28 protein-coding genes are annotated in these 26,304 nt (G+C 42.7%); 1 reads left to right on the top strand and 27 read right to left on the bottom strand.

What is annotated here, in order from left to right; genetic code table 11:
* Positions 1 to 11 precede the first annotated feature (11 nt).
* The 26 genes from MKX34_RS08200 to MKX34_RS08075 all read right to left on the bottom strand — a co-directional run bounded on the left by MKX34_RS08200 (position 12) and on the right by MKX34_RS08075 (position 23,883).
* Positions 12 to 1,928: an Mbeg1-like protein gene (locus tag MKX34_RS08200; RefSeq protein WP_076297591.1), complete on the bottom strand. Its 1,917-nt coding sequence runs from the start codon at positions 1,926 to 1,928 to the stop codon at positions 12 to 14.
* On the bottom strand, positions 1,928 to 2,758 hold the full coding sequence (locus MKX34_RS08195; RefSeq protein WP_076103994.1) for a hypothetical protein: 831 nt from the start codon (positions 2,756 to 2,758) through the stop codon (positions 1,928 to 1,930). Before MKX34_RS08195 ends, MKX34_RS08200 begins: the two co-directional genes overlap by 1 nt.
* 40 nt (positions 2,759 to 2,798) lie before the next feature.
* Positions 2,799 to 3,938 (bottom strand): Mbeg1-like protein, encoded by a 1,140-nt coding sequence (locus tag MKX34_RS08190; RefSeq protein ID WP_076297592.1) that lies wholly within the window; start codon positions 3,936 to 3,938, stop codon positions 2,799 to 2,801.
* A 95-nt stretch (positions 3,939 to 4,033) separates the two neighbouring features.
* Positions 4,034 to 4,333 carry a WXG100 family type VII secretion target gene (locus MKX34_RS08185; protein WP_036684485.1) on the bottom strand — a complete coding sequence of 100 codons (300 nt, stop codon included), beginning with the start codon at positions 4,331 to 4,333 and terminating at the stop codon, positions 4,034 to 4,036.
* A 46-nt stretch (positions 4,334 to 4,379) separates the two neighbouring features.
* Positions 4,380 to 4,727 (bottom strand): WXG100 family type VII secretion target, encoded by a 348-nt coding sequence (locus tag MKX34_RS08180; protein ID WP_162164277.1) that lies wholly within the window; start codon positions 4,725 to 4,727, stop codon positions 4,380 to 4,382.
* Between the two features lie 16 nt (positions 4,728 to 4,743).
* On the bottom strand, positions 4,744 to 8,628 hold the full coding sequence (essC, locus tag MKX34_RS08175; RefSeq protein WP_076297593.1) for a type VII secretion protein EssC: 3,885 nt from the start codon (positions 8,626 to 8,628) through the stop codon (positions 4,744 to 4,746).
* A 5-nt stretch (positions 8,629 to 8,633) separates the two neighbouring features.
* Complete coding sequence (locus tag MKX34_RS08170; RefSeq protein ID WP_036684488.1) at positions 8,634 to 9,461, bottom strand: DUF5050 domain-containing protein; 828 nt, start codon at positions 9,459 to 9,461, stop codon at positions 8,634 to 8,636.
* Between the two features lie 14 nt (positions 9,462 to 9,475).
* Positions 9,476 to 9,724: an EsaB/YukD family protein gene (locus MKX34_RS08165; protein WP_036684490.1), complete on the bottom strand. Its 249-nt coding sequence runs from the start codon at positions 9,722 to 9,724 to the stop codon at positions 9,476 to 9,478.
* Complete coding sequence (locus MKX34_RS08160; protein WP_036684491.1) at positions 9,724 to 10,221, bottom strand: hypothetical protein; 498 nt, start codon at positions 10,219 to 10,221, stop codon at positions 9,724 to 9,726. Before MKX34_RS08160 ends, MKX34_RS08165 begins: the two co-directional genes overlap by 1 nt.
* A 14-nt stretch (positions 10,222 to 10,235) precedes the next feature.
* Positions 10,236 to 10,718, bottom strand: a complete 483-nt coding sequence (locus MKX34_RS08155) for a hypothetical protein (RefSeq protein WP_036684493.1) — start codon at positions 10,716 to 10,718, stop codon at positions 10,236 to 10,238.
* Between the two features lie 17 nt (positions 10,719 to 10,735).
* A complete protein-coding gene (locus tag MKX34_RS08150) occupies positions 10,736 to 10,930 on the bottom strand; it encodes a hypothetical protein (RefSeq protein WP_036684494.1) in 195 nt (64 codons plus the stop codon).
* A gap of 29 nt (positions 10,931 to 10,959) precedes the next feature.
* Positions 10,960 to 11,841 carry a hypothetical protein gene (locus MKX34_RS08145; protein WP_036684496.1) on the bottom strand — a complete coding sequence of 294 codons (882 nt, stop codon included), beginning with the start codon at positions 11,839 to 11,841 and terminating at the stop codon, positions 10,960 to 10,962.
* Entirely contained in the window at positions 11,838 to 12,821 is a 984-nt protein-coding gene (locus MKX34_RS08140) for a hypothetical protein (protein ID WP_036684498.1), read from the bottom strand. Before MKX34_RS08140 ends, MKX34_RS08145 begins: the two co-directional genes overlap by 4 nt.
* On the bottom strand, positions 12,799 to 14,271 hold the full coding sequence (locus MKX34_RS08135; RefSeq protein WP_036684499.1) for an ATPase, T2SS/T4P/T4SS family: 1,473 nt from the start codon (positions 14,269 to 14,271) through the stop codon (positions 12,799 to 12,801). Before MKX34_RS08135 ends, MKX34_RS08140 begins: the two co-directional genes overlap by 23 nt.
* A gap of 13 nt (positions 14,272 to 14,284) precedes the next feature.
* Entirely contained in the window at positions 14,285 to 15,112 is an 828-nt protein-coding gene (locus tag MKX34_RS08130) for a hypothetical protein (RefSeq protein WP_076271933.1), read from the bottom strand.
* Complete coding sequence (locus tag MKX34_RS08125; protein ID WP_036684504.1) at positions 15,091 to 15,972, bottom strand: hypothetical protein; 882 nt, start codon at positions 15,970 to 15,972, stop codon at positions 15,091 to 15,093. The genes MKX34_RS08130 and MKX34_RS08125 overlap by 22 nt, the downstream gene beginning before the upstream one ends.
* A complete protein-coding gene (locus MKX34_RS08120; RefSeq protein WP_076297594.1) occupies positions 15,972 to 17,336 on the bottom strand; it encodes an AAA family ATPase in 1,365 nt (454 codons plus the stop codon). The genes MKX34_RS08125 and MKX34_RS08120 overlap by 1 nt, the downstream gene beginning before the upstream one ends.
* A gap of 222 nt (positions 17,337 to 17,558) precedes the next feature.
* Entirely contained in the window at positions 17,559 to 18,470 is a 912-nt protein-coding gene (locus tag MKX34_RS08115) for a 5'-3' exonuclease H3TH domain-containing protein (protein WP_076297616.1), read from the bottom strand.
* Between the two features lie 48 nt (positions 18,471 to 18,518).
* A complete protein-coding gene (locus tag MKX34_RS08110) occupies positions 18,519 to 18,884 on the bottom strand; it encodes an arsenate reductase family protein (RefSeq protein WP_076297595.1) in 366 nt (121 codons plus the stop codon).
* A 193-nt stretch (positions 18,885 to 19,077) separates the two neighbouring features.
* The gene (locus MKX34_RS08105; RefSeq protein ID WP_076297596.1) at positions 19,078 to 20,064 is read right to left on the bottom strand and encodes an RluA family pseudouridine synthase; all 987 of its coding nucleotides are present in this window, start codon (positions 20,062 to 20,064) and stop codon (positions 19,078 to 19,080) included.
* A gap of 1 nt (position 20,065) precedes the next feature.
* Positions 20,066 to 20,632, bottom strand: coding sequence for a cob(I)yrinic acid a,c-diamide adenosyltransferase (locus tag MKX34_RS08100; protein WP_036684514.1), 567 nt, complete (start codon positions 20,630 to 20,632; stop codon positions 20,066 to 20,068).
* Between the two features lie 170 nt (positions 20,633 to 20,802).
* Positions 20,803 to 20,991 carry an aspartyl-phosphate phosphatase Spo0E family protein gene (locus MKX34_RS08095; protein WP_232061510.1) on the bottom strand — a complete coding sequence of 63 codons (189 nt, stop codon included), beginning with the start codon at positions 20,989 to 20,991 and terminating at the stop codon, positions 20,803 to 20,805.
* A 250-nt stretch (positions 20,992 to 21,241) separates the two neighbouring features.
* The gene (locus MKX34_RS08090) at positions 21,242 to 22,462 is read right to left on the bottom strand and encodes an aminotransferase class I/II-fold pyridoxal phosphate-dependent enzyme (RefSeq protein WP_076297597.1); all 1,221 of its coding nucleotides are present in this window, start codon (positions 22,460 to 22,462) and stop codon (positions 21,242 to 21,244) included.
* 13 nt (positions 22,463 to 22,475) lie between these two features.
* The gene (locus MKX34_RS08085; protein ID WP_036683529.1) at positions 22,476 to 22,976 is read right to left on the bottom strand and encodes an Lrp/AsnC family transcriptional regulator; all 501 of its coding nucleotides are present in this window, start codon (positions 22,974 to 22,976) and stop codon (positions 22,476 to 22,478) included.
* A 259-nt stretch (positions 22,977 to 23,235) separates the two neighbouring features.
* The gene (locus MKX34_RS08080) at positions 23,236 to 23,619 is read right to left on the bottom strand and encodes a spore coat protein (RefSeq protein WP_036683532.1); all 384 of its coding nucleotides are present in this window, start codon (positions 23,617 to 23,619) and stop codon (positions 23,236 to 23,238) included.
* A gap of 30 nt (positions 23,620 to 23,649) precedes the next feature.
* Positions 23,650 to 23,883 carry a spore coat protein gene (locus MKX34_RS08075; RefSeq protein WP_036683535.1) on the bottom strand — a complete coding sequence of 78 codons (234 nt, stop codon included), beginning with the start codon at positions 23,881 to 23,883 and terminating at the stop codon, positions 23,650 to 23,652.
* A gap of 175 nt (positions 23,884 to 24,058) precedes the next feature.
* Between MKX34_RS08075 and MKX34_RS08070 the strand changes: the two genes are divergently transcribed.
* A complete protein-coding gene (locus tag MKX34_RS08070) occupies positions 24,059 to 25,309 on the top strand; it encodes an FAD-dependent oxidoreductase (RefSeq protein ID WP_076297598.1) in 1,251 nt (416 codons plus the stop codon).
* A gap of 429 nt (positions 25,310 to 25,738) precedes the next feature.
* On the opposite strand, the gene MKX34_RS08065 is transcribed toward MKX34_RS08070, so the two are convergent.
* Positions 25,739 to 26,284, bottom strand: coding sequence for a hypothetical protein (locus tag MKX34_RS08065; protein WP_051491295.1), 546 nt, complete (start codon positions 26,282 to 26,284; stop codon positions 25,739 to 25,741).
* Between the last annotated feature and the right edge of the window lie 20 nt (positions 26,285 to 26,304).

Raw genomic sequence — 26,304 nt, 5'->3', positions numbered from 1 at the left:
TCCTGATATAATTAGTTAAGATGTATTGAGGTAGTACTTGCACGGGCAGCTGCAACAATTTTGGATTCAATCTCTCGATATTTTGTAACTGTGTATCTTAAACCTGCAGTTTTTCCGTTAATCGCTGTTGTTACACGATTTTTCTGTGTCCGGACTTCATTGCTTAAACGTTGAACTTCTCTTAATTGAGCTTGAACATAAGATTCACTGTAAGTCCTGCCCACGTTAGAACTGACTCCTGAAGCTATAGATAATATCCTCTCGACGGCTTCAGCAATGCTCTCTTCCTTACGCACCAGACTTTTCTGCAGACTCTCCAGTTTATCCATATTCGCCAAAATCTTGGCTCCTTGAATGACACTAGCAGATGCAACTGCAATCTTCGTTATGGTTTTCGTTACGGTCGATTTGACTTTGCTGATCGCTGAATCTTTAATCGTGCGTACGCCAGCGATAAATTCTTCCTTAGTTTTCTTAATTTTAGATTTTACACTTTGGAATATATCCCCCATTTTCTTCATTGCTTTGTCTTTTACACTAATCCAATATTCCTTCTGAGCTTCAATATACTGAATGGCATTCTCTACAAAACGATTAAAGCCCTCTTTTAATTTCGTCATAAAATCAGAGACTGCGTGCTTTACCTTTTGTGAAAACTCCTCAATTTTATCACCGATCAAATTAGTCACTCGGACAGCTTCTGTCACCATATTCGTTACAAATTCAACACTTTGATTATAAAAGGAGACCACTCTCTCCTTGATATCCTCCACCTTTTGCTCAATCCAGGGAATCACACTGTCAATTACAAAACCAATCACATAAAGCGCAACCAGAGCTTTTATAGTGACAACGAGCGCAGCTAACGCTGCAGTAATCGCCGCAGTAACAACTGCAACGGGCCCAACAGTCACCATTAAAAGCCCAACTACGGCTATTCCCGCAAACGCTAATGGCCGCAGATCTACTTCCCCATCCAATACTTTAAAAATCCCTTCAACCAATGCTTCCTTTAGTGGCCCCGGCACAATTTCTAAACCAACTGTAATATTATGCACAAGGTTAGGAACCAAAGCCCGAGTCTGTGACTCTGAACGTTGAAAGGACTCATTGTTCCCGTCGATCTTCAGTGAGAATAAGGAATGATGTGGCAGCACGGTATTCCTTTCAGATTCAGTGTCAATGTAAATACCTGCTGATGGATTTTGAAATAAGGCCGGAACGATGTCATTTTTATTTCTGAACTCTTTAATTTTGTCATTCTCATTCAATTCATCTATAGTGGCCCTGTGTTTATCAAGCAAGGTTCCATTAAATCCCGGTGCATTAAACGTTGATGCGGAAGTTAGTTGATTCCGTAAATTCTCAGGTAATATAAAAGAGGAATATAGGGCTAGATTACCTCCTAGCGAGTGCCCAGTCAGAAACAATTCATAACCCGCATCTATTTTGAAATTATCCATATATTCTTTAGCTTCCGCCTGTTGTAAAGATTCAAGGGCATATGCAGTTGTTCCGTTGTTTTTCCAGTCATTATGGTAAAGCGGGTTATCCATTGGTTCACTACCCCGGAACGCCGCTACCTTTGCCCCGTTCTTGGTATCTACTGTAAATGCAACAAAACCTGATTCCTCTTTTTTATTATGAGAGACGATATTGGAGATTTCCCAATTCTGATAATCAGATATATTCATCTGCTCTATGAGATCATTCCACTGCTTGTATTCTTTGACTCCGTTAAGATCGTCAGGAAAGCGTTCTTTTAATTGTTGCTGACCTGCGGGAGAAGCGTAGAAGTTGAGAACTTCGCCGAGAGTGATTTTTTTATATAATGCATATGTTTTTTCCAAATCCTTAATGTTGAGTATATCTAAATAAACAAGTTGTGAGATCTGCTTTAACTCTACCTCTGTAAGCGTATCGTCCATTACAATCCCCCTCTTTGTTCCATTCTTTTTATTCTGTCCTCTTTCCATATATCAAAGAATTCTCTAATCTTGTCTTGAGATTCTACAATCTTTCCATCAACTCCTAATTTGAATCCAGCCATTGTAACTATATTAATAATTCCTGTTTTTTTAGTTTCGTCACTAAAATATATGTCAACACTTTCCTCTGCCTTTTTGACCTCTTCTAATCGACCATAGGCCTCTGGAGTGAGGTATCCTATCCCTATCAGACTACTCACATATTTATTTTCTGCTAGTATTTTTGCAAAATCCATATATTTTCTCATTTCTGCCTCTTGGTCCATATCTCCATTACCATCAACATAGTTATCACTATTTAAATAGACTGAAATCACCAGCGTATTCGTTGGATATAACTTCAGAAATTGCTCGTAGGAAATCTTTGTATCGTTATGCTTGGGGTAAACCAACCCCGTTTCGTTGGCAACGATAATTTTACTGTCAGGCCAAATGCTAGCAGCGATTGCTTGAATCATTGGTTCGTCTTTTTTTGCTACCACCTGGTTTAAATAGTTGTCATACACCTTTTCCAAATCCTTCGTGATTTCCACCCGTACATTAATCGTGTCATCCTTCTTAGGATGCACAGTCGCCTTCAAAGTATTGTTGTTCATCGTTCCCCAACCGCCGCCTATGCCATCAAGGATGAATTCCTCGCCATACTTTTCCTGCAAGGAGCTCAAAATTTTCTTTTCACTTTTCTCCTCTCTAGAGCCACATCCCATAAAGCTGAACATTGATAATATCAACATCAGAGTCAACACCTTCCTTGTATAAATCTTTTTCATGCTGGCTTCACTCCTTTTTGATCGCGATTCCAGTTAGTAATCAGAACTCAAAATCCAGCTTCAATTCTGGAAATTTGAGCATTTGATTCATGGTTGTTTCAACCACTTTATCGAGATGTAATGTCATTTGGTTCGTTAGTTTCTCCATACGTTCCATGAGGGCATTTGTCAGTTTATTCAACCATTCCTCTACATGGTCCATCAGCTTATCCCCTACCGGACTGCAAATCAGCAAGATGGATAAGACAGCTTGCGTGATTTCATTAAGCTCTTCTGCTATTCCCGCTGCCTCTAGCATGGCTGCTTCAGATAGTTGTTCAAATTTCGCACGGATGTCATCGAATAAGAAGGATTCCTGAATATTATTCATTTCGGTTCTCCACTCGCTGAACTTCGCATCCAACATTCGTTCATATTTGTGGGCAATTTCAATCAGTGCACCTCGCACTTTTCCTACATCTAACTGATCTATTAAGGTAAATATCACGTAACCCAAATGATCCGATGCAGATTCTGTTAGTCCGACGGTATCCCCAAATCCACTCATAACAGCATCAAAAACAGGCGTATGCTCTTCCGTTAGGATATTAATCTTGGATAGCAAAGCATAGGCATTCCCTTTTTCACCTATAATCACATTCCCCTCAGAGTCAAAGGTATAGCGCTGCCAAAGCGAATCAGGAATTAGAAATTCCGTTTCTTCTATACCCGATTTAGCAAATACAATCTCTTCGTTGTGTTTGCCTAACGCGGATACAAGACTGTTATAAGCCACAATATTTTTAACCTGAAGCTTCCCCCTTTGCTCCGCAGTCAGAATGTTTACTATACCTGGTGCGTCGAATACCACACCACCAATCCCCTCATTAACCGCTGCTGCATAAAGAGCTAAGGCACCGCCCATGGAATAACCAGTAACCTGGCAATCCTTCTCCCCTTTGTTTTTTAATAAAAATCTTGATGCTTCCTCCGGCATGCTGCTCTGACCGCTTAACAGAGACTGCAGATCCGCAAGCCAATCTTTTCCTTTATATGTAAAGATAATTAATCTATCATCATGCTCATCTCTATAGGCATAGGCTGCTGCACCAGCAAAAGTCAGACTATCCGTCAGTTCGAGACCGTCTGCTGCTTCTACAACTGATGCCAGTGTTATGTATTGTTGTTCGGTCAGCTTCACTTACAGATCCCCCCAAATAAATTCACTTCATACTTACTTAAAATCATACTAACAAGGCAGATAGCTCAAAATCTGCCTTGTTATGTATGCCAGCATTATTTTCCACGCAGTTTACTTGCCATTTCTTGCTCGGCTTGTTGCTTGATGTTAGCAATTTGCGTTAGGTTCTTACTGATGTTCTCTACACAGAGAACCATTTCCTTAAAACTAGGCATAAGTCCATCGAATTGTTGTATAAAAGCAGTTTGTGATTCTCCTTGCCACCAACCGCTAACAGCATGAATTTCAGATTGCAATTGTTTGATAAGAGTATCTGCATTGTTTGCTTTGGTTTTAATAGACTTAGCTACACCTAGTGCCTGATCCGGATTAAATGTAAGATTGTTTCCCGCCACATTATTCACCTCCTTTCAAAGCATTTCTATCTCAACACCCCTGTCATTACTTCTGGCTTTGCTTTTGCTTTTCTAATTGCTTTTGTTTCAGTGCCTCTTGCGCCGCCTTCTCTGCTAGTCTTCGCTTTTCTTCTCTTTCCTGTTCAGCACGGATCACTTCTGAAGCCACTCTTTGGACCCCACTTTCGAGCCTATCCAGCATTGTAAGCAGGGTCTTCATTTCGCTATCCAGCTCGTTGTATTCACTTTGAAATGCTTTAGAAGCCGTACCGGTCCAATAGCTGGCCGATTGTGTATAATCACTTTGCAGTTTTTTTGAAGTACTGTTCACTTCATTGATTAGACTATGGATTTGTGAAGCGTTTCCCCTGATTTCTGATGGACTAACTGACACTAGCTGCACCTCCATCCTAAACTCCTACTCCCGCATTAACTCGATTCTCCTTACTCCATACGGCACATCTTAATCCGGTATATTTATTCTTTACAATGAGATAGCCATCACCTTGCTCCCCATCTTTCTCCTGGATTCCGTAAGGTAAGGACACATTGTAAAGATTTTGTTCTTTCATTCTACCTAGCAGGATCCCGGTCTGTTCTTCTCGGATAGTCTTGCCCAAGGAATCCCAATTAGAGGTAAGATCATTTGTGTTATCTGCCGCTAGAACAGCTACCTTCATGCCGCGTTCTTGCTTCACAATTCGTTCAATCAGCTCATGCAGCATATACTTGTCTCCGCTCGTAAATTCACTTAGACGATCAATAACGAAGATTATCTGCTTCCACTGTTTCATCAGAGCGCCAACGTCACCACCGGACATTCTGCATGAGAGAAGCTCACTGCGTCTAGTTTCCAATTGTTCTTTGATCCCATCAATGAAATTGTCCAAATCATCCACGTTCGATAAATCCGTTACGTAAGACTGTTGTATCAGTTCATAAATGCCCATAGCAGATGAATCCAGCGCATATACCTCTAGATCCTCCTTTTCGCTCAGCAGCTTCATCCACGATACAAGTAAAGTGCTCTTTCCTGACATAGCCTCTCCAGCTATCATCAGCACTGGTGTTGCAACAAGGTCTATAAACACAGGCTGTAAATCATTGTTGCCCAAGCCTATTGCCAGTTGCTCTGTATTATTATTGAGCTGCCGCAGATCAATCGTAGAAGGCATCACCGGAATTGGTGCGGCTCCAGTTAGATTCAAAGCCTCCATTCTCTTCAAGATGAGCTCGGTAGCGGTATGTTGATATTCAGGAAGCGAAGTCTGAAATTCCAAAGGCGGCTTGCCTCTTACCAATCCTCTGCCTGCAACCTTAGCGGGTTCCAAGCCTTCCGTTCGTCCTACAATACCATCATATTCACTCTTCTCAGTCATCTGGAAGCTGATCGCCATTTTGAAGTTAACCGAAAATTTATATCTGACCAAAGCACTATTGGTTGCTGTAGCGACCATATAAATACCGTATTTAAAACCTTCACGAGCCAGCAGCACCATTTGAGCGTCAAAATCTTCGTAGGTCTCCGATAAAGCAAAGTAGTTGTCGACTATGACTATAAATGCGGGCAGTTTTCGTCCACTTCTACGGTAATCATTGAACCCTTCACTTCCATTATTTTGAAACAGCGTTCTTCGATCCTCCATAACCCTGAACATAAAGCGCATAAATTGGTCAATTTTATCTTCTTGCTCCAGTGTCATTACCCCACCGACATGAGGGAGTTTCTCCATAGCTTTGAGTGAGCTTCCGCCAAAATCCATAATATAGATATTGACGTCATCCGGCGGATACATTAGAGCCAGCGATAAACATAACGTTTTGAGGAACACGGTTTTACCTGTACCCGGCGTTCCATAGACAAACAGATTCCCCTCAGATGCAAAATCTATCTCCAGCGCTTCCTGTCTCTGTCCTCTTGGATCATCCATGATCCCCACTGGCACACTGAGCAGTTTCTGCTGCTGCGGCCATCTACCATCTGCTAAGCTATTCGGCAGCAATAAATCGAGGTAGACTACTTCAGGCAGTGGCGGTAGCCAAGGCCCTTTCATTGGAGAAATCCCATATTGCTTGGCAGTTTCTGTAATGTATTCAACCATGGCATGCAGTTGGGAAGCAGACTCATTTTGGGAGAATTTCTCTTCCTCAAGCGGAAAGATCTGCTCGCTTCTACCATTCAGAGCTACCTTATAGATTCGTTTGGTCTTGTTCTCCTGTTTCTGCAGTTCGCCTTTCGGATCATAATCAGCACCAGAATACGCAGATTGGAACAACTCAAAGATCTCATCATTTCCGACCTGTATATACGCCCTTCCCGGTTCCTTAATCATGGCCGCATCAGGACGTTTAATAACATCCCGACTGTCAGCCTCATCCTGCACTTTAAGACATATTTTAAATTTCGAGTTACTCCATATCTGGTCATCCACTACGCCGGCAGGCTTCTGGGTGGCAAGGATCAAATGGACGCCAAGGCTTCGACCTACCCGGGCCGTACTTACAAGCTCTTTCATGAAATCCGGTTGATCCTGCTTAAGCTCCGCGAACTCATCCGCAATCATAATCAGATGGGGAATGGCTGGCATGTCACCTTTTACATTTTTGCTATAAAATAATTTCTGGTATTTATCAATATTGTTCACGCCATATTCCGAGAAGACACGTTGCCGCCGCATGAGCTCACTTTTGATAGATAGCAGTGCTCTCGTCGTTTGATTCCCATCCAAATTCGTAATGGTACCGACCAGATGAGGCATTCCCTTGAATACATCTGCCATGCCGCCCCCTTTATAATCAATAAGGACAAAAGCAATATCATGCGGATGGTAATGAATGGCTTGGGATACGATGATACTTTGTAATAATTCACTTTTGCCAGAACCTGTTGTCCCGGCTACAAGACCATGGGGCCCGAACCCCGTCTCATGCATATCTAAATATAAAGCTTCTCCACCAGCCCTCACCCCTATAGGTACACTCATGCCCATATAGGTTTTGTTGCGGGTCCAGTTCAACATTACATTTACTTCAGATACCTTTTCGTTCTGTAGCATTTCCATCAGTGTGATGGAGGATGGAAGTGAGAAATTAGCACTTGAATTTTTGATTCGTAGCGGTGCGAGCTTTCTGGCGACTAGATCTAAATCTTTTATATCTGCCTGATCCGGAGTAAATACGATCTTCTCCCCGGTTAATCGATTGGCCATTTCACCGCTTTTTCCGTTTAAATGAATAACCGTTTTACAGTTCATGGGCAAATAAGCGGAATTCTTGGCGATAAAAAGGGTTGATACTCCAAGCTTTACACTGCCGTTGTACAAATATTTACTGATTAGCTCATTCTCAAGCAAGGAAGCGTCCTCTACAATAAAGAGATAATGGGGCAATACACCACCGCTCAAAGACCTCATCTCCCGCTCCTTCAAAGAGCCATAAATCTCGGACAAGGTCTGATGGGCAATGACTTTACCACATAAAAGAAATCTGATATTAAAACCGTCATCCCATAGGTGGGGTACAAATTTCAGCCAATCCCATTTCTCCAATTCATCCTCTGCGGCAAGAACAATAACCCTGACATCGTCATAACCATGATGAGTCACAAGCTGTAGCAGCATCAGCTTTATTAGCACAGCTGTTTTATCGCTTTCACCGGCAATCCCGCATATTTCGGTAGTCAACAGATTAACCGTTATAGGAACGTTCGGGACCTTCTCAAATTCCATGGCCAATCTCTGCGGCTCCATCAGCAGCGGGTCCGTTTCAAGGATGATCGCCTGTTTGGTGTATTTGATGTGCAGTTCCAGGGGTACACTTCCCACCCCGATCCGCAGAGCCAGAAAATCATTATGTGAAGGCGTTTTTTCCCATAGCTTGTTATCCCTGCGCGAGATTCGTTGCACACATTCCGCAGGATCCGGGCTCATTTCATTCATGGCTTTCACCTGTTGTTCGCGAGCTATCGACAATTCGCTGCGGACATCGGTTATAAATTGAAGATATTTTTCTTCCCGTTCCTTCTTCTTTAGCTTATATTTCCGAATCTGAGAAGTTGCTCCTGTCAATGAGCCAATCAGTGTCATTACTGTGGTCGCAACTGAGATCAGTAAATAGATGGACTGTGAAGTCATTGCGATTAATACGGTAATAATCAACATTACGATAGGTGGAAGCAATATTCCGAACCAAGAGATCTCTGGTTTCTCGTTAATCATAGGTGGATTAGGAACATCAATTTCTCCCCGGGGCATATCCGGTAGAAAACGGGGCTGACGACTGAATTCATAGCTCATTAGATCTACCTTCCTATAAAGGTTATTGTCTCCGCCTCTCCACCAAATAGAGAGATTCGATGCCATTCACGACCACTGCAAAAATAAAGATCATTGTCCAGAACATGTAAATAGTCCGCGCTTTCCCCAGATATTCGAATACTCCCTCCATGCAATGGATCTACGCGATATATACTGTTGTCATTTAATCGGTTAGCACAATAAATATATTTGTCATCCGTGCTTATACTAAGGGCAACTATATTGTCTACCATAGTTACCGTATGACGCTCCACATCAAGTAGCGTCAAGCGATGTCCATTCTCGGCATCTGAAAAACACAGCTTATTTCCTATCCGAATCAGTAAACTTGTAACCAATTCACTAATCTTTTCACTTGCCTCACCGGATTCTGTGCTCCTCTTAATCCCATTTGGTGTAGCATAGTAGATTTGTCCTTCGTACAAGAGAAAACTCTCCACATGCTCATCAATCAGCCTCATATCACGTTTACCACTAGTAGAACAGCGATATAATCGATGGTCCTCCTCGTGAATATAGTAGATCCAATCTTCATGTCGCTGAAGCTGATAACAAGGTTTGTCTAACAATACTTCTGAATGTTGCTTTACAATATCAAGCTTACAGAGCACATTTCCCTTTAACTGATCACTGTAATAAAGGAAATTGCCAGCCTCATTCATGAACCAGAACAAACCCTCATAATGAATAGGCACAGCTTGATCATTCGCTCTGTCCAAAGAATAGGTTCCTGAATAGTTTTTAATATCCGTAATAAAAAGAGATTCATCAGCCTTTAGGATTAATCCGCCACTTTGCAGGTTGCCATTCATTTCATTGCCCCTTCTCAGATAAGTGTGAGCAGTGCGCCTTGGGCTACACCTTCTTGATCCAAGGTTTTACTATTACTTAATATTCTGCCTAATGGCTCAGCCTGAAGCTTAGCCCCGCTTCTCTCCTTTAAGCTCAAGGACTCCGTTAACATGTCTAACAGTTCTTCTATAGTCACAAACACCGGGACTTTTAGGTCCATTCTTAGACCTGTATCCGTTTGAAAAGTAACCATGATATAGTCCATTCTGATTATTCCTTTCATCAATTCTTAACGGAGAGAATATATTTCCTCTCGCTAATTAACTGATAATCTACTTCTTTGTCTGCTTCTTCAGCGAGCTTTAAGTATCTGGTTTTAAATTTGTATGTTGCCTGTGCTTTCACATTAACTTCTGATACCCATTGGCTGGTTTGGGTGTTCTCTATGTTAGAAAAATCTAAATTTACCGTAAAATCATTGTATCTATCATCATTGGAGGTAAATGTAAGCACGTTGCCATTATCGGTCTGTTCCGATACATTTAGAGCACTTTCGAACGCATCTGAAAAGTATTCTTTGAACCTCTCCTCGTTAATCACCGCATCCAGTCCACGTAGCAGTTCATACTCTAAACTCCGATCCTTGGCTGCCCGGCAAGCATTAGAGATCGCAGTGCTCAGCACTACCTTCTCTCTAAATACAATGCCCATCTCCACCAAAGGCTCCACAACAATTGACACTAGAATAATCAACAATACTCCTACTGCAATATTTTTCACACAAAGTCATCCTATCAATCTATATAGTAGTCCAGATCCTTATAATGTTTCAGGCCTGTCGTTGACATGGAGAAGTGGACCGGAATTTCACGCTCCAGCTTCTTTCCCCATAAAGTGATAGAGAAAGGATATACAGCTTTAATCTCAACCGTAAGCGGTTCGCCTCTTTGCCGATAAGGTTTATTCCATTCGTTCCCTTCATCGTAATATGAGGTTTCATCATCATTTCCAATCGCATTATCATGATCTGCATTAGTGACCGTAATGACAATATCATCGGCTTTATCTCGGTAAATAGGGCGCTCCTGTAATCTCTCCATAACATCCTCATAATACGATTCCTTCAAGTAGTTATCACCAGCTACAATCTGCGAAACACTATACGTCTCTGTGACCAGCGTTAAATACCATGGGAAAAAGAAAGCCAAATTTACAAACAGCAAAATCGTAACCGAGGTCAGAATGGTAAGTAATACTGCCTTTGCTATCCCTTGCATTGTGTTTTCACCCCAAATTAGCTAACCATCTTTCCAATCAAATCATCGAATAAGAATTCCCAAACATCATCAACCCATCCTGTCAGTACTCCACCCTTTAGATAGGTCACTACCACTCCAATTAAAATAATAACGCCAACCGTGATGGCAATTTGCTTGATCCCTACTTCTCCTTTTTCCTCCACTAGCAATTCCTTAAGATCTGTCTTCATTCGTTTATCCCCCTATAAATAAATTTGGCTTATTGAAACATCTTCATTGAACTCAGAATGGTAAACAAATAGTACATAACGATATAAATAGCCAACACTATAATAAGTAGAAACTGGATCCTTGCGCTGCTGCGCTGCCTACTCTCCAGCTCTTCTTCCAAAGCCCTGATTCTGAAGCCATCTAATTCATTCTTGAGATATGCCATCTGAGACACATTATCGTATCCTTTAAGCCTCGTCTCCATAATGTCGCAGAACTTGATCACGTAATGCATCGGAATCCGTTTCTTCAGCTGCTTAAAAGCGAATTCTTCTCCGTAATCAATATTGTCCAGCATCACACCGAGCTCCTCGGCTATATCAGGATTTGCACTAGGAATGTAGTCCTTAAGCACATCTGAGAAATGAATGTTAACCGACTTTATATACTGGTAATAGACCATACTATAAAAGGCTGGGAAATCCAGGGATATATTTTTGTTCTTCTTATCGATAATCTTCTCCAACTCGACCACCGGATAGAGCCAGCCCAGCATGATGAAGATGGCAGAGATACAGCCAAGCAGGATGTTCACCTTCCATAGCAACAACATAATCACAATAGCACTTAGCGTGTACATGAATTGCTCGGTCCGTATTTCCTCTGGAGTCTTTTGTAGATCAAGTCGGTCAATGATTTTCTTGAATCTTAATCTTTCAGCACTTCCCAATAACCCTTTAACATATTTCATTGCAATTCTTCGTTTATATTGGTTGAACTTCTCTTTTAGCGCCGCATTTTTACGCTGCTTGATATATTGACGTGCACGTTTTTTCTGTTTTCTGCTCACAGGCTTGAAGAAGGGGTATAACAATATCTTGATCAAATAAAGGATGGAGAGCATGGCTATCAGCTTAACTAGGAATATCATTTGCGCTCACCACCCATGCCGACGTTCCCTTGGAGTACCTGACTGCGTGCAAAGCTTAAACAAATGACACTAATCAATATCGTGTTGATCAATTTCCCAACATTGCTTTCAAGCATAAATTCTCTAAAATCCTTTACAGTTAATGCGTACAAGAAAAAAAGCACAATGATTCCGGTTTTAAACATAAAATCTCGATTCATCTTTCTAAAAATCCGTTCCTTTTTAGAGTTAATCTCGCGCAGCACGGCATTTTCATCTACAATATCGAGGAAAATGTCTGCCATACCTTTTCTTTCGTTATATTCGAAGACCACTGCTTTTTTTGTGAAATTATCAAATTTGGGACCAAGCTGTCTATTTAATAGCGTAATAGCTTGCTTAAAGGAATAGCCGTTGTTGTCGCAATTATCTATAAATTGCTGAAAATATGGCCTAAGATTAGGACTGATATATTCATCGCTCTCCATCACCTTTTTAATGGCTACTAGTACACCTTCACGGGCTAACGGACAAATCACATCTTCGGCATCCATTATATTTTCAAGCCGTTCTGCTTGGATGGCTCTAGACTGCATCACGAAAAAAGTAAACAATCCTACAAAAATTGAAATCGTAATCACAAGCGAAAGCGTAACGCTTTTCATAAGCAGAACCACTAGCAGAGCTATAATCGCAAAGCAAATGCACAGCATTGAGGTAAAGCTCTCCAGCGTAAACGGCATATTAAAGTCTAAAATCAAACCCTCTACCATTCGATTGTATTTCGCATAAATATTTTCCTTCTGCCTGACGATTCGCTCCTTCTTGATCCGGTCAACATAACGCTTCGTGTTATACTTGCCTAGGTACTCTGCGAGGGTATCCATAACGTCGAGAACATATCTTACAGAACCCTGAAAAAACTTGACCTCAAAGATGGCGTTAAATAGTACAAATGCAGCCATACCAAGAAGTAGACTAATGATTAAAGTTGTATTCATCGAATTCGTACACCTCTGTTTCGCCCTCCAACGGATCCTTGGTAAAGAACTCAAACCTGCTTTTCTTAATTCCGGCCTTGAGCATTAGCTGCTGTACATTCTCCGAGATCTTTCCTACACGTAAATGTCTGCCAACAATTTTGATCATCTTCTTGCCTTCAATCATCTCTTCAATCACATCATCACAATCAAATCTATAGATTTGATTAATCAGTGGATTCAAGCCATCTGAGCCCAAAATCTCTGAAATTGAAGTCACTTTACGAGTACCATCTGCCAGTTTCTCTTGAAAGATTACAAATTTCACAGCACTGCAGATATTTCGTAGAGCAAGTTCCGCTGGCTCATTAGAGGCCATTAGATAGGCCGTTAGAAATCTGAAGATCGCTTCCTTATCCCCCTCTGCATGAAGTGTGGAAAAGAAATAGTGTCCCGTCTGTGCTGCTCGAAGCGCTGTGGCGAATTCACCGGGTGTTCGAAGCTCCCCTGGTCCAATCCAGTGAGGTGATTGTCTCATCGCATTAATAAGCAAATTTTCCATAGTCGCTGGGCTTGAGTCATCATCATCAGGGACCGACTCGTATTGCAACACATCATTCAGCACTCTACCGTGTTCGCTGTTATCTTCTCTTTGAATCAATCTCATCTCTGAAGGATTTTCAATGGTAATGATCCTTGATAGAGGATTGATCTCCTTCACAAGAATTTCATTTAGCGTAGTCTTTCCGCTTCCTGTCGGTCCCACTGTAATCCAGGATAAGTCTGATTTCGGGATCAAAGACAATAATTTATACATGTTTGAGGAGAAGGATTTATTCTCAATGAGCATTTTCGGAACAATACTCTTCTTGCTGAACTTTCGGATCACAAACGCCGGTTGGTCATACGGTGAGATCTCAGCATGAGTGGCATTCACACGATACCCCTCAATCGTTCTGGCATTTACCATGGGTATCTTTGGAATCAGCCGAACCTTGGAGATACCTATAAGCTTGGCGATAATCCGTTCCATATGATCACGATCTGTAAAATTTTGATCCCACTGCAGGCTTCTTCCGCCGCTTTCCACAAAGATTTGATCAGGCCCGTTGGCTCTGATTTCATCTATACTAGGGTCCTCCATAGCCTTGGTAATGGGACCATAGTGAGTGATTTCATTGGTGAGTGCGTTTTTCAACTCTGCTAGATCATAAAATCCCTCGACAGAAGGTTTCTGCGCGTCTACAAATTCATTTATGTATGCCTTAGTCATTTCGCGTTTTCGAGCAGGGTCGTTTTCTCGCCTATAGGCATGTGTCGTTATTTTCGTAATATATTTTTGGCATAACTCCAAAGCCTCATCAAAGCTTATGGTCGTATATTTACTAGCCAGATCCTCCATGTTCTCCTTCGGCCCTACCTGATGCAGTACTTTTTGCTGCATATCGCTAATTTTCGCACGTGTCAGCAAGTCGCTCTCCCCTTTACTGATCCGCCAACCGATCGGCCAGCTTTTGAATCTCTTTTTTAAAATATTTATTAATTAGGGGGTTATCTTTTATGTACAGCCTGCCCTCATGTGCACGAACTACGGCATCCTTCACAAGTGGCAGTACAGAAACTATGTTAAAACCCATGTCCTTCATAACCTTATAATCAAATTCAATATGCTGAATATTCATCATCACCACACTGGTGAACTTAGCCGTACTTATCCCCACCGATTTAGCATAATCCAGCAGCTTCACCATATTTATTGTAGCTTCCATCCTCTCTGTTGCCGTAAAGAATCCTATGTGACAATACTTCATGGCACCCAGACAAAATTCCAATGGAGGGTTGTTGGGAATGTCGATCAGCACGATATCAAACATCTGCTTAAGTGTAGTAATTACACGCTCTAAATTTCCAAACTCAAAATCAAAATACTCCTCCATTAGATCCTGTGGACTAGCTGATAACAGGAACAGCTTCTCGTATTTGGTCCGCTGCAATTCATCTCGGAAATCTACCTTGTCGCTTTTTAAGACCTTAATTAATCCTTGCCCCTTCTTATGTGCAGAGACATCTAGAAATTGATATAAGTTCGGATAAAACACCTTAAGGTCAACCACACAAGTATTTAGACCCTTTTGAGATAATAAATATCCTAAGTTGCTTATGAGCATGGCATTATCTACACCATCACAAGCAGGTATAAAACCTACTACACTATAAATCAGATTATTCTCTTGAAGTTCGGCACCGACGAGATCCTTAGATGATATTTTCTGAAAAATGCTGTCGATTCCTAATCCTCTTTTCCGATCCACGATTCCACCTCTTTCTCCAAAGTGGGCAGTTGGTCAATGATGACATCACTACTTTTTCTGCTCAGTATGGTAATCAGAAATGAATTTCCATTAAGTCCTTTGTATTTGGCATAATTGTTAATTTGTGCACTCGTCCCCTCGAGGAGTAATGCTTTAGGTTGAATGTTCTTTAAGAAATCTTTACTCTTCATAACATTTTGTTTCTTATCCTCATCCAGTTTCTGCACCTCTTTATATACTTCGTAGATGGAATGACTACTTGCGTTGAGCATATCCTTCACAACAATGCTTTCAAACAATACTTCAGTTTTTTTGATCGTATTCGTGGACTCGGAATAAATAGCGTTTGGATTGCCACCCGGGGCATCCTTCTCCTCTACCTCATAGGACACACGGATACGAACACGGTCTCCTGGCATTAGAATATCTCCACCAACCTCCAGAAAATTATAAGGAAGCGTCAAGACCTCATTTTCCTCATTCACTTGATACAGCCATTCATTTTTTTGCGGTTTTTCATCCAGCAACTGATCTTTGTAGAGCACGCTGTTTTCTCGAAGATAATATGCGGACAGTTTATCCTTCACCGAATCTATATCTTCAGACAACACCATGTCCTCCGTGTATTCTTTTTTGATAATATTGTATTTCTCAATCATAGGCTCCGTAATGACTACGTAAGCCGGAATACCATCACTCTGCTTGACCCGCAACACCTCTACCACATCGCTGGCATCTTTGCTGGCTTTCGTAATGAACATATAAGAAACCACGATGATCAATAGACTAAAGAGCAATGCTGCAACCCGCTTGAACATTTGCTTATTGGGTGTCGCGTTTTTAAGCCCACTTAAATCCATTAACTACTCCCCTCCAGTAATCTAAGAAGTATATTTCCATATGCCCGCTCATGGTCTTTGTTTGAATATACAAGCGGCACATCGGTTTCAATCTGAGTATCAAAGTCCGTGTCATAAGAGATATGACCTGCCACTTTCATTCCGTATGTAAAGCTTTCTAAAAGACCGGATGTAGCAACTGCACTTACCTTGTCTGGTACGAAAATTTCACCTTGAAATCTGGAACGGTCATTATATTTGGTGACAATTACTTTTGATTTAGCATTCAAATAGGCCGTATTTTCCTTATTCAGTGTCTCTTCCACATTCCTCAGAGTGCTTAAAACAGCATATAGATTATTGGGAATACAGAGGCCAAAGCTGTCGATATGGATTAATGCTTCTCGAAATCTGTCTAATAAGTTCAGTGGTAGATCCAATAGGATCAAATTAAATTTGTTTCGGAGTAAGGACAACAGACCGACAAGTTTAGAGCTGGTGTAAAATTGCTGGATTAACTTGGAATCGGAAAAGCTGTAACCCAGTCCAGCCAGCCATAGGTTTTCTTTCAAATGAAAAGCCGTAGTCAAATAATCCTGAGGTCTTGCTAACGTTCGGATGAGAGATGCATTTATATCTTCATCCCGCTTGGTTCGTTCATGAAAGCTGCTAAAATACATATTCGTACTTCGATATTCGATATCCATATCCACGATTATTACATTTAGCCCCCGTTTACTCGCTTCACTTGCAACATTGATAGTTGTGCTGGTAATTCCGCATCCACTATGCCCGGTTATCGCTACAATACGACTAATCCCTCGGCTAATCTTATCAAGCTCCCTAGTAAGGGTATCCGTAGCCTGTAATTCAGTTGGGGCTTTCGGTTTCGGTTTAAAGCGATCCAGAAACGACCCTTTTCTGTCTGTACTCTTTTGGTGATTACTCTTATCGTCGTGAGGTCTGGAATGTTGTTTCAATTGAGGTTTGGTATCGGATAAATGCTCAAGAGCTTCCTGAAATAGTACTGGTGTAATGCGTATGTATTCGTAATTCTTAATTTGGAGATTCGGATATCTATAGCTGAGATTCTCCCATTCTGTATCTTTCCTTATGTACCTGGTGAGGATTAAAATCTTTACATTTGACTTTTGATTAGCTACGAGCCAATTGATTAGGTTATTTAGATCACTCCTGTTCTGTTCCATCCTCAGAGATAATGCATCATCTGTTATTAATATGCTATCTATAGAAGGATTGATGTTTTGCAAAAACTCCAAAACACCTCCAAGGACTAATTCAGACTCGTTCACTACGTCCATGGTCCGACTGCAATAATTACCTACTATCTTCTGGAACTTGTGCGTGACCAAAAGTATCTTCATCTCATCATCACCTACTATGGAAAATAATCCCTATCTATTTCCTTTGAAATTTCATTAAACCAATATCCATGATTAGAAACCTTAATTTGTAATTCAGTCAAAAAAAGACATATATTGATAAATTTCCACATGAATTCGACAACAAAAAAAGCAGGTCAAGGATAGTAACCTTGACCTGCCATTATGTTTATTCACATTTTCATCAGAAGAGAACCTCTCTCCTTAACCCAGATCACCTAACTCAATCTGTACAATTCCCCGTTCGTCCTGCACCTCAGCGATCAAATGCATCAGGCTGCCGAATTCCAGTTCTTGAAATTTACGCGCGGCTGTTTCCCGCTGTAATTGCCATAAAGCTTCTGCCAGCTCACAGACCACAGGCACATCACAACGGATTTCAGCCAGCTCCCTTGATAGATGCAGCATATCTAGGTCGGCTTCAATTTTGGACCGTACACCTTTAGGGAGCAAGTGAAGATTCTCAATTACACCTTCAACTGTACCGTACTCTGTTAACAGCTTCAGCGCGGTTTTCTCACCAACCCCTTTTACACCAGGGTAATTATCACTTGCATCGCCCATAAAGCCCTTCAGGTCAATAACCTGTCTAGGGGTTAGACCTTTATCCTCAAGCAATTCTGCAAGGTCATAAACTTTATAGTTGGAGCGTCCTTTTTTCATAATGACGACTTTAACATTCTCATCAATAAGCTGCAGCATATCATGGTCACCCGTCAGAATGTAAACCTCAGAATTATCGCTGTAACAGGATGCCAGCGTACCTATGCAATCATCTGCTTCATAGCCGGCAAGACCAATGTTTGGCACACCTAGCTCAGCCACCACTTCTTTTACTAGGTCAAACTGCGGAATTAATTCCAGCGGAGCTTCGATCCGGTTGGATTTGTATCCATCATATTTCTCGGTGCGGAACGTTCCTTTGCCCATATCCCAGCAGCATACGACGTGAGAAGGCTCAAACGTACTTACTGCATCAAAAAAATACTGCAAAAATCCATATACCGCATTCGTTGGCAATCCATCTTTTGTCTTGCGAATATATCCTCCATAAGAGGTCGCATAAAAGGCCCGGAACAGCAGAGCCATTCCATCTACAAGCATTACCCGGCCCATTGTTTCTGTTCTCACTTATAAACCTCTCCCTTGATCGTTGTATTGATATTAAACATTAGTCCAAGTATCGGCATATTGGTCTTCTTTGAATCCCACCGTAACTTTAACTCCATCGGTGACAATCGGACGTTTGATCAGCATCCCGTGGCTTGAGAGCAGCTCTAACTTCTCCTGTTCCGAAAGCTGGGGCAGCTTGTCCTTCAGACCTAATGATTTATATACTTCACCGCTTGTATTAAAAAACTTCTTCAGCTCAAGGTCGCTGTTCGCGAGCAGCTCACGCAGCTCGTCCACCGTAGGTGGCTGCTCTGCGATGTGCTGAAGCTCCAGCTCATGACCTTGTCCCTGCAACCATTTCACTGCGCTGCGGCAGGTGCTGCATTTGGGATATTGATATACTTTTAATTTGCTCATGATGTGCTCCTTTAATAATCGGCTAATAATACCGTAACCACAGGGAATGTTTGGACTTCCGGCCGCTGTTGTCTACAGATTTCTTCAATTTTACCGTTAAACACGGTTGAAATCCTCAGACAAAGGCGGTCGCTATCGCTCCTACAGTTCCAAACTTCCCCTTCGCCACTCTATCGCCTGAATCATAATTTTATCACAAATTCGCTGTCAGACCTTGCTCCAATATTTTCTCCAAGACTGCCATGTCAGGTGGCAACGGGGCTTCGAATATCATTTCTTGCAGAAGCACCGGGTGCTTGAACGTCAGACGCACTGCGTGCAGTGCCTGACGCGGTATGGAAGCATCGAGTGCTGCAACGGACTCCAACTGCTCGCTTTGCGTTGAAGTAAATTCTGGTAGATTGTACAGCTCATGACGATACATGCTGTCTCCAATCAGTGGACAGCCGATAGAGGTCATATGGACCCGAATCTGATGCGTACGTCCACTCTCCAGCTTTAGTTCAACTCTGGAGCCGGCCGAATACACCTGCTTAACCTCATAGCGGGTTAGGGAAGGATATCCATCCGGTGTCACGATACGCCGATGTGGCTCCTCAGGATCACGGTCGATAGGGCCGTCGATAATACCGGATAGCTCCGCAGGAACCCCATGAACAAATGCAGCGTAACGCTTATCCACAGTACCAGCGATCATCTGCTCGGAAATATGCTGATGGCTGTATGGATTTTTGGCGATCACTAACACACCGGAGGTTTCCTGATCCAGGCGGTGAACAGGCCGGAAACGGAAGCGTTCATTCTTCTGCGCCCAATAATAAACCACGCCATTGGCAAGCGTGTCAGTGTAATGTCCATGTGTTGGATGAACTATAATTCCCGCTGCCTTGTTAACCACTAGCAGATGTTCATCTTCAAATAGAATCTCGAATGGAATCGGCTGCGGTAAAATATCATCCGAAGTCTCCGTTTCCATGCGGATCTGCACGGTATCTCCTGCCTTAACATGCACACTAATGTATACACGTTCACCGTTTAATGTAATGCCTTGTTCCGTCTGCTTCAGCCGGGAGAGTAGCTTGCGTGAGACATCCATCCGTTTGTGCAGGATTGTCTTCAGCAGGAAGTCATCCTCTTCTGGCGGTATGATATAAGTAATGGGTGAATAATAGCTTGTCATATTAGTCTCGAAACACCTTTTTACTACGGATGTATTCTACATCAGTAATCCCTGACCGTGTATTAGCCGTTCTAGCCAACGCGAAAAAATAATCCGACAATCGATTGAGATAAATCACCGCTTCTGGGTTTATGTCCGCATTTCGCCCTAAGGTAACTGCCCGGCGTTCCGCACGACGGCAAACCGTGCGGCATACATGTAGAACCGAAGCCAGCTGACTACCTCCTGGCAGGATAAATTTCTCTAGTGGTGGATTCTCCTCTTGTAGAGAATCTATCCAGCCTTCCAGCCGCTGAGCCATCTCACTTGTCACCATATATTGACCACCGTCAGCAAGTTTAACAAATGCTAAATCCGTGCCGCAATCAAACAGCTCATGCTGTATTTCGAGCAATTGCTCGCGGACATCGTCGAAATTATCACTTTCCATCAGGCTTCGTGCTTGCCCTACAAAACAATTCAACTCATCGATCGTTCCGTAGGCCTCGACGCGGACATCATCCTTGCCGACCCGGCCGCCAATCACTGAAGTCTGACCTGCATCACCCGTACGTGTATAAATCGCCATGGTTTAAGCCTCCTATCCATTCTTGAAATCACATACTGATAGTTTAAGCTTTCTGCTATAAGGAAGGCAATAAAGATAGCAAATTAAGAGTATACACAATAACACCGTCATTAGTAAGAGTGAACAACAAAAAGAGGACCCTAGGGTCCTCTCAAGAGCATTCAGCAGCACTATTTTCCAGCCGGACGCCCCTTCATGTACTCATTTATTTTGAGGTCCAATAAACTGCTAATTTCAATCACATTATCCGAAGTGAATGATTTTTCCTGCAGGAAAAGCTGCTCCATCTTGCTGCGGAGTATTCTAATTTCATCTTCCAGAGAGAGTATGCGAGCAGAAGCATCACCCTTGGGGGGTATTTTCCCATTTCCAGAGAAACATTTCCCACCATAGGAAGGTAAGTAATAATCGGCGCTAAGCACAATCATCCCTCCCAAAAGTATTATTGAGCGCGTGCTGCAAAATAGCATAAAAGTTAAATAAAGCAACTTCAAAGCAACGCTTAGTTCCAGAGTAAATGGATCCTTGTAAGTTCTATTATAGGGGCTAATTACTCTCAAAGTAAAATAATACCATAGGATTGTATGATCGGCTATAGTTCAATTTTCACTAATCCGTTCTCTCACGTGTAAGCTTTGTGACAAAAGCACCAATGCGTTCTACTGCTTCGTTCAGTTGGGATACTGATGTGGCGTAGGAACAGCGCAAGTAACCTTCTCCACCTAATCCAAAGACACTTCCAGGCACAGCTGCAACCTTGTATTCAAGCAAAAGCCGCTGAGCAAATTGATCAGAAGTCAGCCCTGTCTTGCGCACGCTTGGGAAAGCGTAGAAGGCGCCCTGCGGCTCATGGCACTCCAGCCCCGCATCGCGTAGGCCTTTGACGACCAACCTCCGCCGTTGATTATAGGAATCTACCATCCGGTCCTTCTCTTCCATACCATTGGTCAGCGCTTCAAGTGCAGCCACCTGTCCCATAGAAGGAGCACACATCACAGTGTACTGGTGAATCTTAAGCATTGCAGCGATAAGATCCGGGTGACCACAAGCATAACCCATCCGCCATCCGGTCATTGCAAAAGCTTTGGAGAAGCCGCTAACCAGAATCGTACGGTCTATCATGCCTGGTAAAGAGGCAAAGCTGACGTGATTAATGCCATAAGACAACTCTGCATAAATCTCATCTGAAATCACTATAAGATCATGTTTCTCTACTACCTTAGCAATCGGCTCCCAATCTTCTCGGGTCATTACACTTCCCGTAGGGTTACTTGGGTAACACAAAATCAGAACCTTGGAGCGCGGAGTGATTTTGGCTTCCAGGCTTTCCGCAGTAAGTTTAAAGTTATTCTCACCAACCGTTTCAATACCTACAGGTATCCCTCCACCAATCGCGGTAATCGGCGAGTAAGAGATATAACAAGGCTCCGGAATCAGAATTTCATCCCCCGGTGAAATCAGCGCACGTAGCGCCAAGTCGATGGCCTCACTTCCGCCAACGGTTGCAATAATTTGATTGGCAGGATCATATTCCACAGCAAAACGGCTGTGTAAGTAATTTGCGATCCCTTCCCGCAGTTCAGGCATCCCTGCATTGGATGTATACCCTGTAAACCCTCTTTCCAGCGAATAGACACAAGCCTCTCTGACATGCCAGGGGGTCTTAAAATCAGGCTCTCCGACTCCCAGAGAGATGATATCCTTGCTACCTGCAGCCAGATCAAAAAACTTGCGGATACCCGAAGGTTGAATTTGCTGTACCAACGGGGCCAAATAAGAATCCATTGATTTGCTGTCTTCTCCAGTTAGCTGCGATTTATTCGTGATCATATGATTACTTCCTTTATGGAGAGATCATCAGACGGTTGTCTTCTTCATGCTCTTCGAAGATGATCCCGTCCTGTTTGTATTTTTTAAGGGTAAAATTCGTTTTGGTTGAAAGTACTGAATCGATTGGAGACAGCTTCTCAGATACGAAATTGGCCACTTCACGTAAATTCCGGCCTTCCACTTCCACCAGAAGATCATAAGCACCAGACATCAGATAAACTGATTTGACCTGTGGATACAGGTAGATTCGCTCGGCAATTCCTTCAAAACCACGCCCTCGTTCAGGCGTAATCTGCACCTCAATCAGTGCGGTTACCTTCTCATCGTCCACTTTATCCCAGTTTACAACGGCAGCATATTTTACAATGACATGATCTTTCTCCAACTGCTCAATCGCAGTCTTCACATCTTCTTCCTCCGCGCCAAGCAGCGTTGCCAAGAGTGCAGTAGATCTTCTCGCGTCTTCCTTAAGCAGTTCCAGCACTTTCCTCTTAAGCTCGTTCATTTCCTTCATGCCTTCCCTCCGGATAGTTCGCTAATGACGGTACGCTATTAATGCGTCGCCCCGCGAAAAGAGTTTAATACTAATATGACATGAAATGTGCATCTCTGCAAACAAAATAACCCTATAGGAGCTCCCATGAAAGGCTGAGTTTATATAGAGCATACTCAAAAATATAGAAAAAACGCCCGTTCTACCGGATTTAACCAGTAAAAACGGGCGTTAGCTCCACACACATGAAGCGATTTGCTTCATTCGCCAACCATCATGGTTACATTAAATGAGAAGGCTGATGTTGTCCGTTAGCCGGAATATGAGCATTCTGAGCGGATGCGCCAAATTGCCCTGTTTTTTGTTGAACGAATTGCCCTGTTTGCTGTTGCATTTGCTGTGCGGTTTGAAGCTGCTTGTCCACATCTTGGCGCAATGCTTTTGCAGGTGCAGGATACATATTCAATTGAGACATATGCGTGTATAAATCACCTTGGAGTTGCAGTGTGTCCATGGTCATAGTATTAAAAACCCTACGAACCGCTGGACATGCTGATTCTGTAGCAGCTGTAGCATATTCGCGTACGGTCCGCTTCAAATCACACAAAATGGTGTTTAGTAAATCCTCATCCGGCATAAATGCTCCAGTATTTTGCGCGTTCATTAAATAACCTCCTTAGAATTAATATTGCAATTATTGTGGGCTTGTTGGCGCGTATTGTTGATGTTGTTGGATTAACTGAGTGAGCTCAGTCATGTGCTTGGTGTGATTTTGCATATGCTGCATACAAATTTGACGAACCTGTTGATTCTGTGTTGTCGCAGCCGTTGCTGCACATTGCTTAAGAAGCAAGTCCTCATTGGAGATGGAGTCAGCGATATATTCCAATTCTTTACCACTTAGCGCTTGCATTTGCGTTGATTGCATTTGTTGTAGTCCCTCCTTGTAGTTGATTCAAACAGGCATTAGTATGCCGCTTAAGCGCGCTATTTATTTGCCGAAAAGCACTAGAGAGTTATGACAGAAATAAGAACACGCTGCGAATGAGTCGATAAATTGCCGCCAATACTAATCACGGCACGAATGAAGGAGCGAACAATTCATGAATTTAAATAGTGGAAACACACCTTGGTCTAGCACTTTACAGAACCCTCCGACTTACCCCACTCTAGAAGGTACTATTCATTGTGATTGTCTGGTTGTAGGCGCGGGAATGGGTGGAGCAATGGCTTCCTATCGTTTGTCCTTAAGTGGAGCGGATGCTGTTCTGATTGAAAAAAAACGGGTCGGTAGCGGCAGCTCGCATGCTAACACAGGGCTCCTGCAAATTTCCAACGATAAATCTTTAACCTCATGTATGAACACTTTTGGGCAAAAGAACGGTTTGCTCTTTTATCAGTTATGCCAAGCTGGGGTTAGGAACATTCTGGACCTGCCGGACAAGCTCGATATCGATCCACAGATCATTCCACGCAGCAGTCTTTTATATGCCAGCACATCAGAGGATGTGCCTGCATTGCGGGAAGAATATGAGAATCTCGCAGCTAACGGTTTCGATTCTGAATTCTGGGAAGAGGAAAAGATTGCAGCTCTATACTCTTTTTCAAAACCAGCAGGACTTTATTCACGTGGGGATGCCGAAGCGAATCCTTATCGAACGGTGCACAGCTTAATCGCCAAGGCAGCGTCGAATGGTGTACGCGTCTTTGAACAGAGCGAAGCGAAACATTATGAGTTTACTAAGGATGGCGTGATTTGCCACACAGAAAATGGCCGGATTATTGCCAAGGATGTTATTTTTGCAATGGGTTATGAAACACAAGAGTTCAAAAAAGACCGGGGCGCTGAGCTGATCAACACGTATGCAGTGATGACCAAACCTTTAAAGGATCTTCCAAAATGGCATGAGCGTAGCCTGCTGTGGGAGACAGCCCGCCCTTATTTATATTTTCGGACAACTCCTGAAGGCAGGATTATTGCGGGAGGCAAGGATGAGCAGCTGACAGACCCTGAACGTCGTGAGGTCCGGGTAATCTCTCAAGGTCAAAAATTACTTGAGGAGCTTGAGGCCTTATTTCCAGAAATCAAAGGCATTGAGCTGGAGTACTCCTGGGGTGCTGTGTTCGGTTCTACTCGTGATGGACTTCCATATATCGGCCCCCATCCAAAATTCCCTCACTGTTATTTCATCGAGGGCTACGGAGGCAATGGGACTGTGTACAGTATGATCGCTGCGGAGTTGTTAACGGATACGATTGCCGGCAAACATCGGCCTGAGTTAGATTTATTCTCACTCACCCGGTCAGCCAAACCCTCTCCTTCTAAGAATTTGGACGTGATGAAACAAAGCTGATTAACATAGAAAATAAAAAAGGGACTCTCCCACGTAGCCTCTCACGGCTTTTGGGACAATCCTGCTTTTAATTTTGCCTGCTTTAATCGTAAATCCATCATTCCATGGAGCTTGCGGACTCAATTGACGTTATTTACATGTTTTTAGCCTTTAAAACAAGGTTTCGGACTCCAGTGATACTATCCTTGGAAAGAGGCCCATATTTAGGCGTTTTTCAGACCAATAGCTGCACTGGAGTCCGATAGCATTCCAAATATCGAATAATGTGGCGCTTAAGGTCGGCTGTGTCCGTTTGCGGGTTACTATGCGCATCCGTCAGTGATTACATATACGCACGATTTCGACAACGGTCAAGTAAGGTCCAAAAAAAGGAGCACGCCCCAGCAGCTATAAGCTTATGGGACAGCCCCTTTTTTTATATGCTTAACCTTACGCCTGAGCGTTGCTCAAATTGCGTACGAGCTGAATACGATCTTCCTGTGCCAGACTGTGCTGAACATGGAAGCATGAAGGACACACGTAAACATTGAGTGAGAATGGAGCGGTTAATACCGATTTACCTAATGTTGCTGGAGCAGACGGCTCAAAGCTGCTCACAGGCTGCTTACCCGCAAGGATCGTAAGCTCATGGCATTGAGTACATTCCGGAGCCTCCTCCTGAATGGCTAGAATAGCTGAAACACTCTCTTCGTACTTGTTCAAATCATAATCATCGCCGAATTGATTAAGCGTATTATAAATTGGAACTACGCTGTCTTTATCAGGCTCTCCCCAAAGATCATCGTCATTAACAACCTCTTGTTTGGGTTCTTCTACGACTTCCTCTACTTCTTCTTCTTCGATGCCGTCAATCCCAACAGTGACCGTGCGGTATCCGCTAAGCTCATTGTTACAGTGAGGACAATTCTCCTCAGGTCCAAATTCCTCATCCCATACAATTTCAGTATGACACCAAGGGCATACAGTTGTTTCCATCTTTTTAATCTCCTTCATAC

Source organism: Paenibacillus sp. FSL R5-0636, assembly GCF_037974255.1.
GTDB lineage: Bacteria > Bacillota > Bacilli > Paenibacillales > Paenibacillaceae > Paenibacillus_AQ > Paenibacillus_AQ odorifer.
Note: the sequence above shows the minus strand (reverse complement) of the source record. Positions and strands in the feature narration are given on the sequence as shown.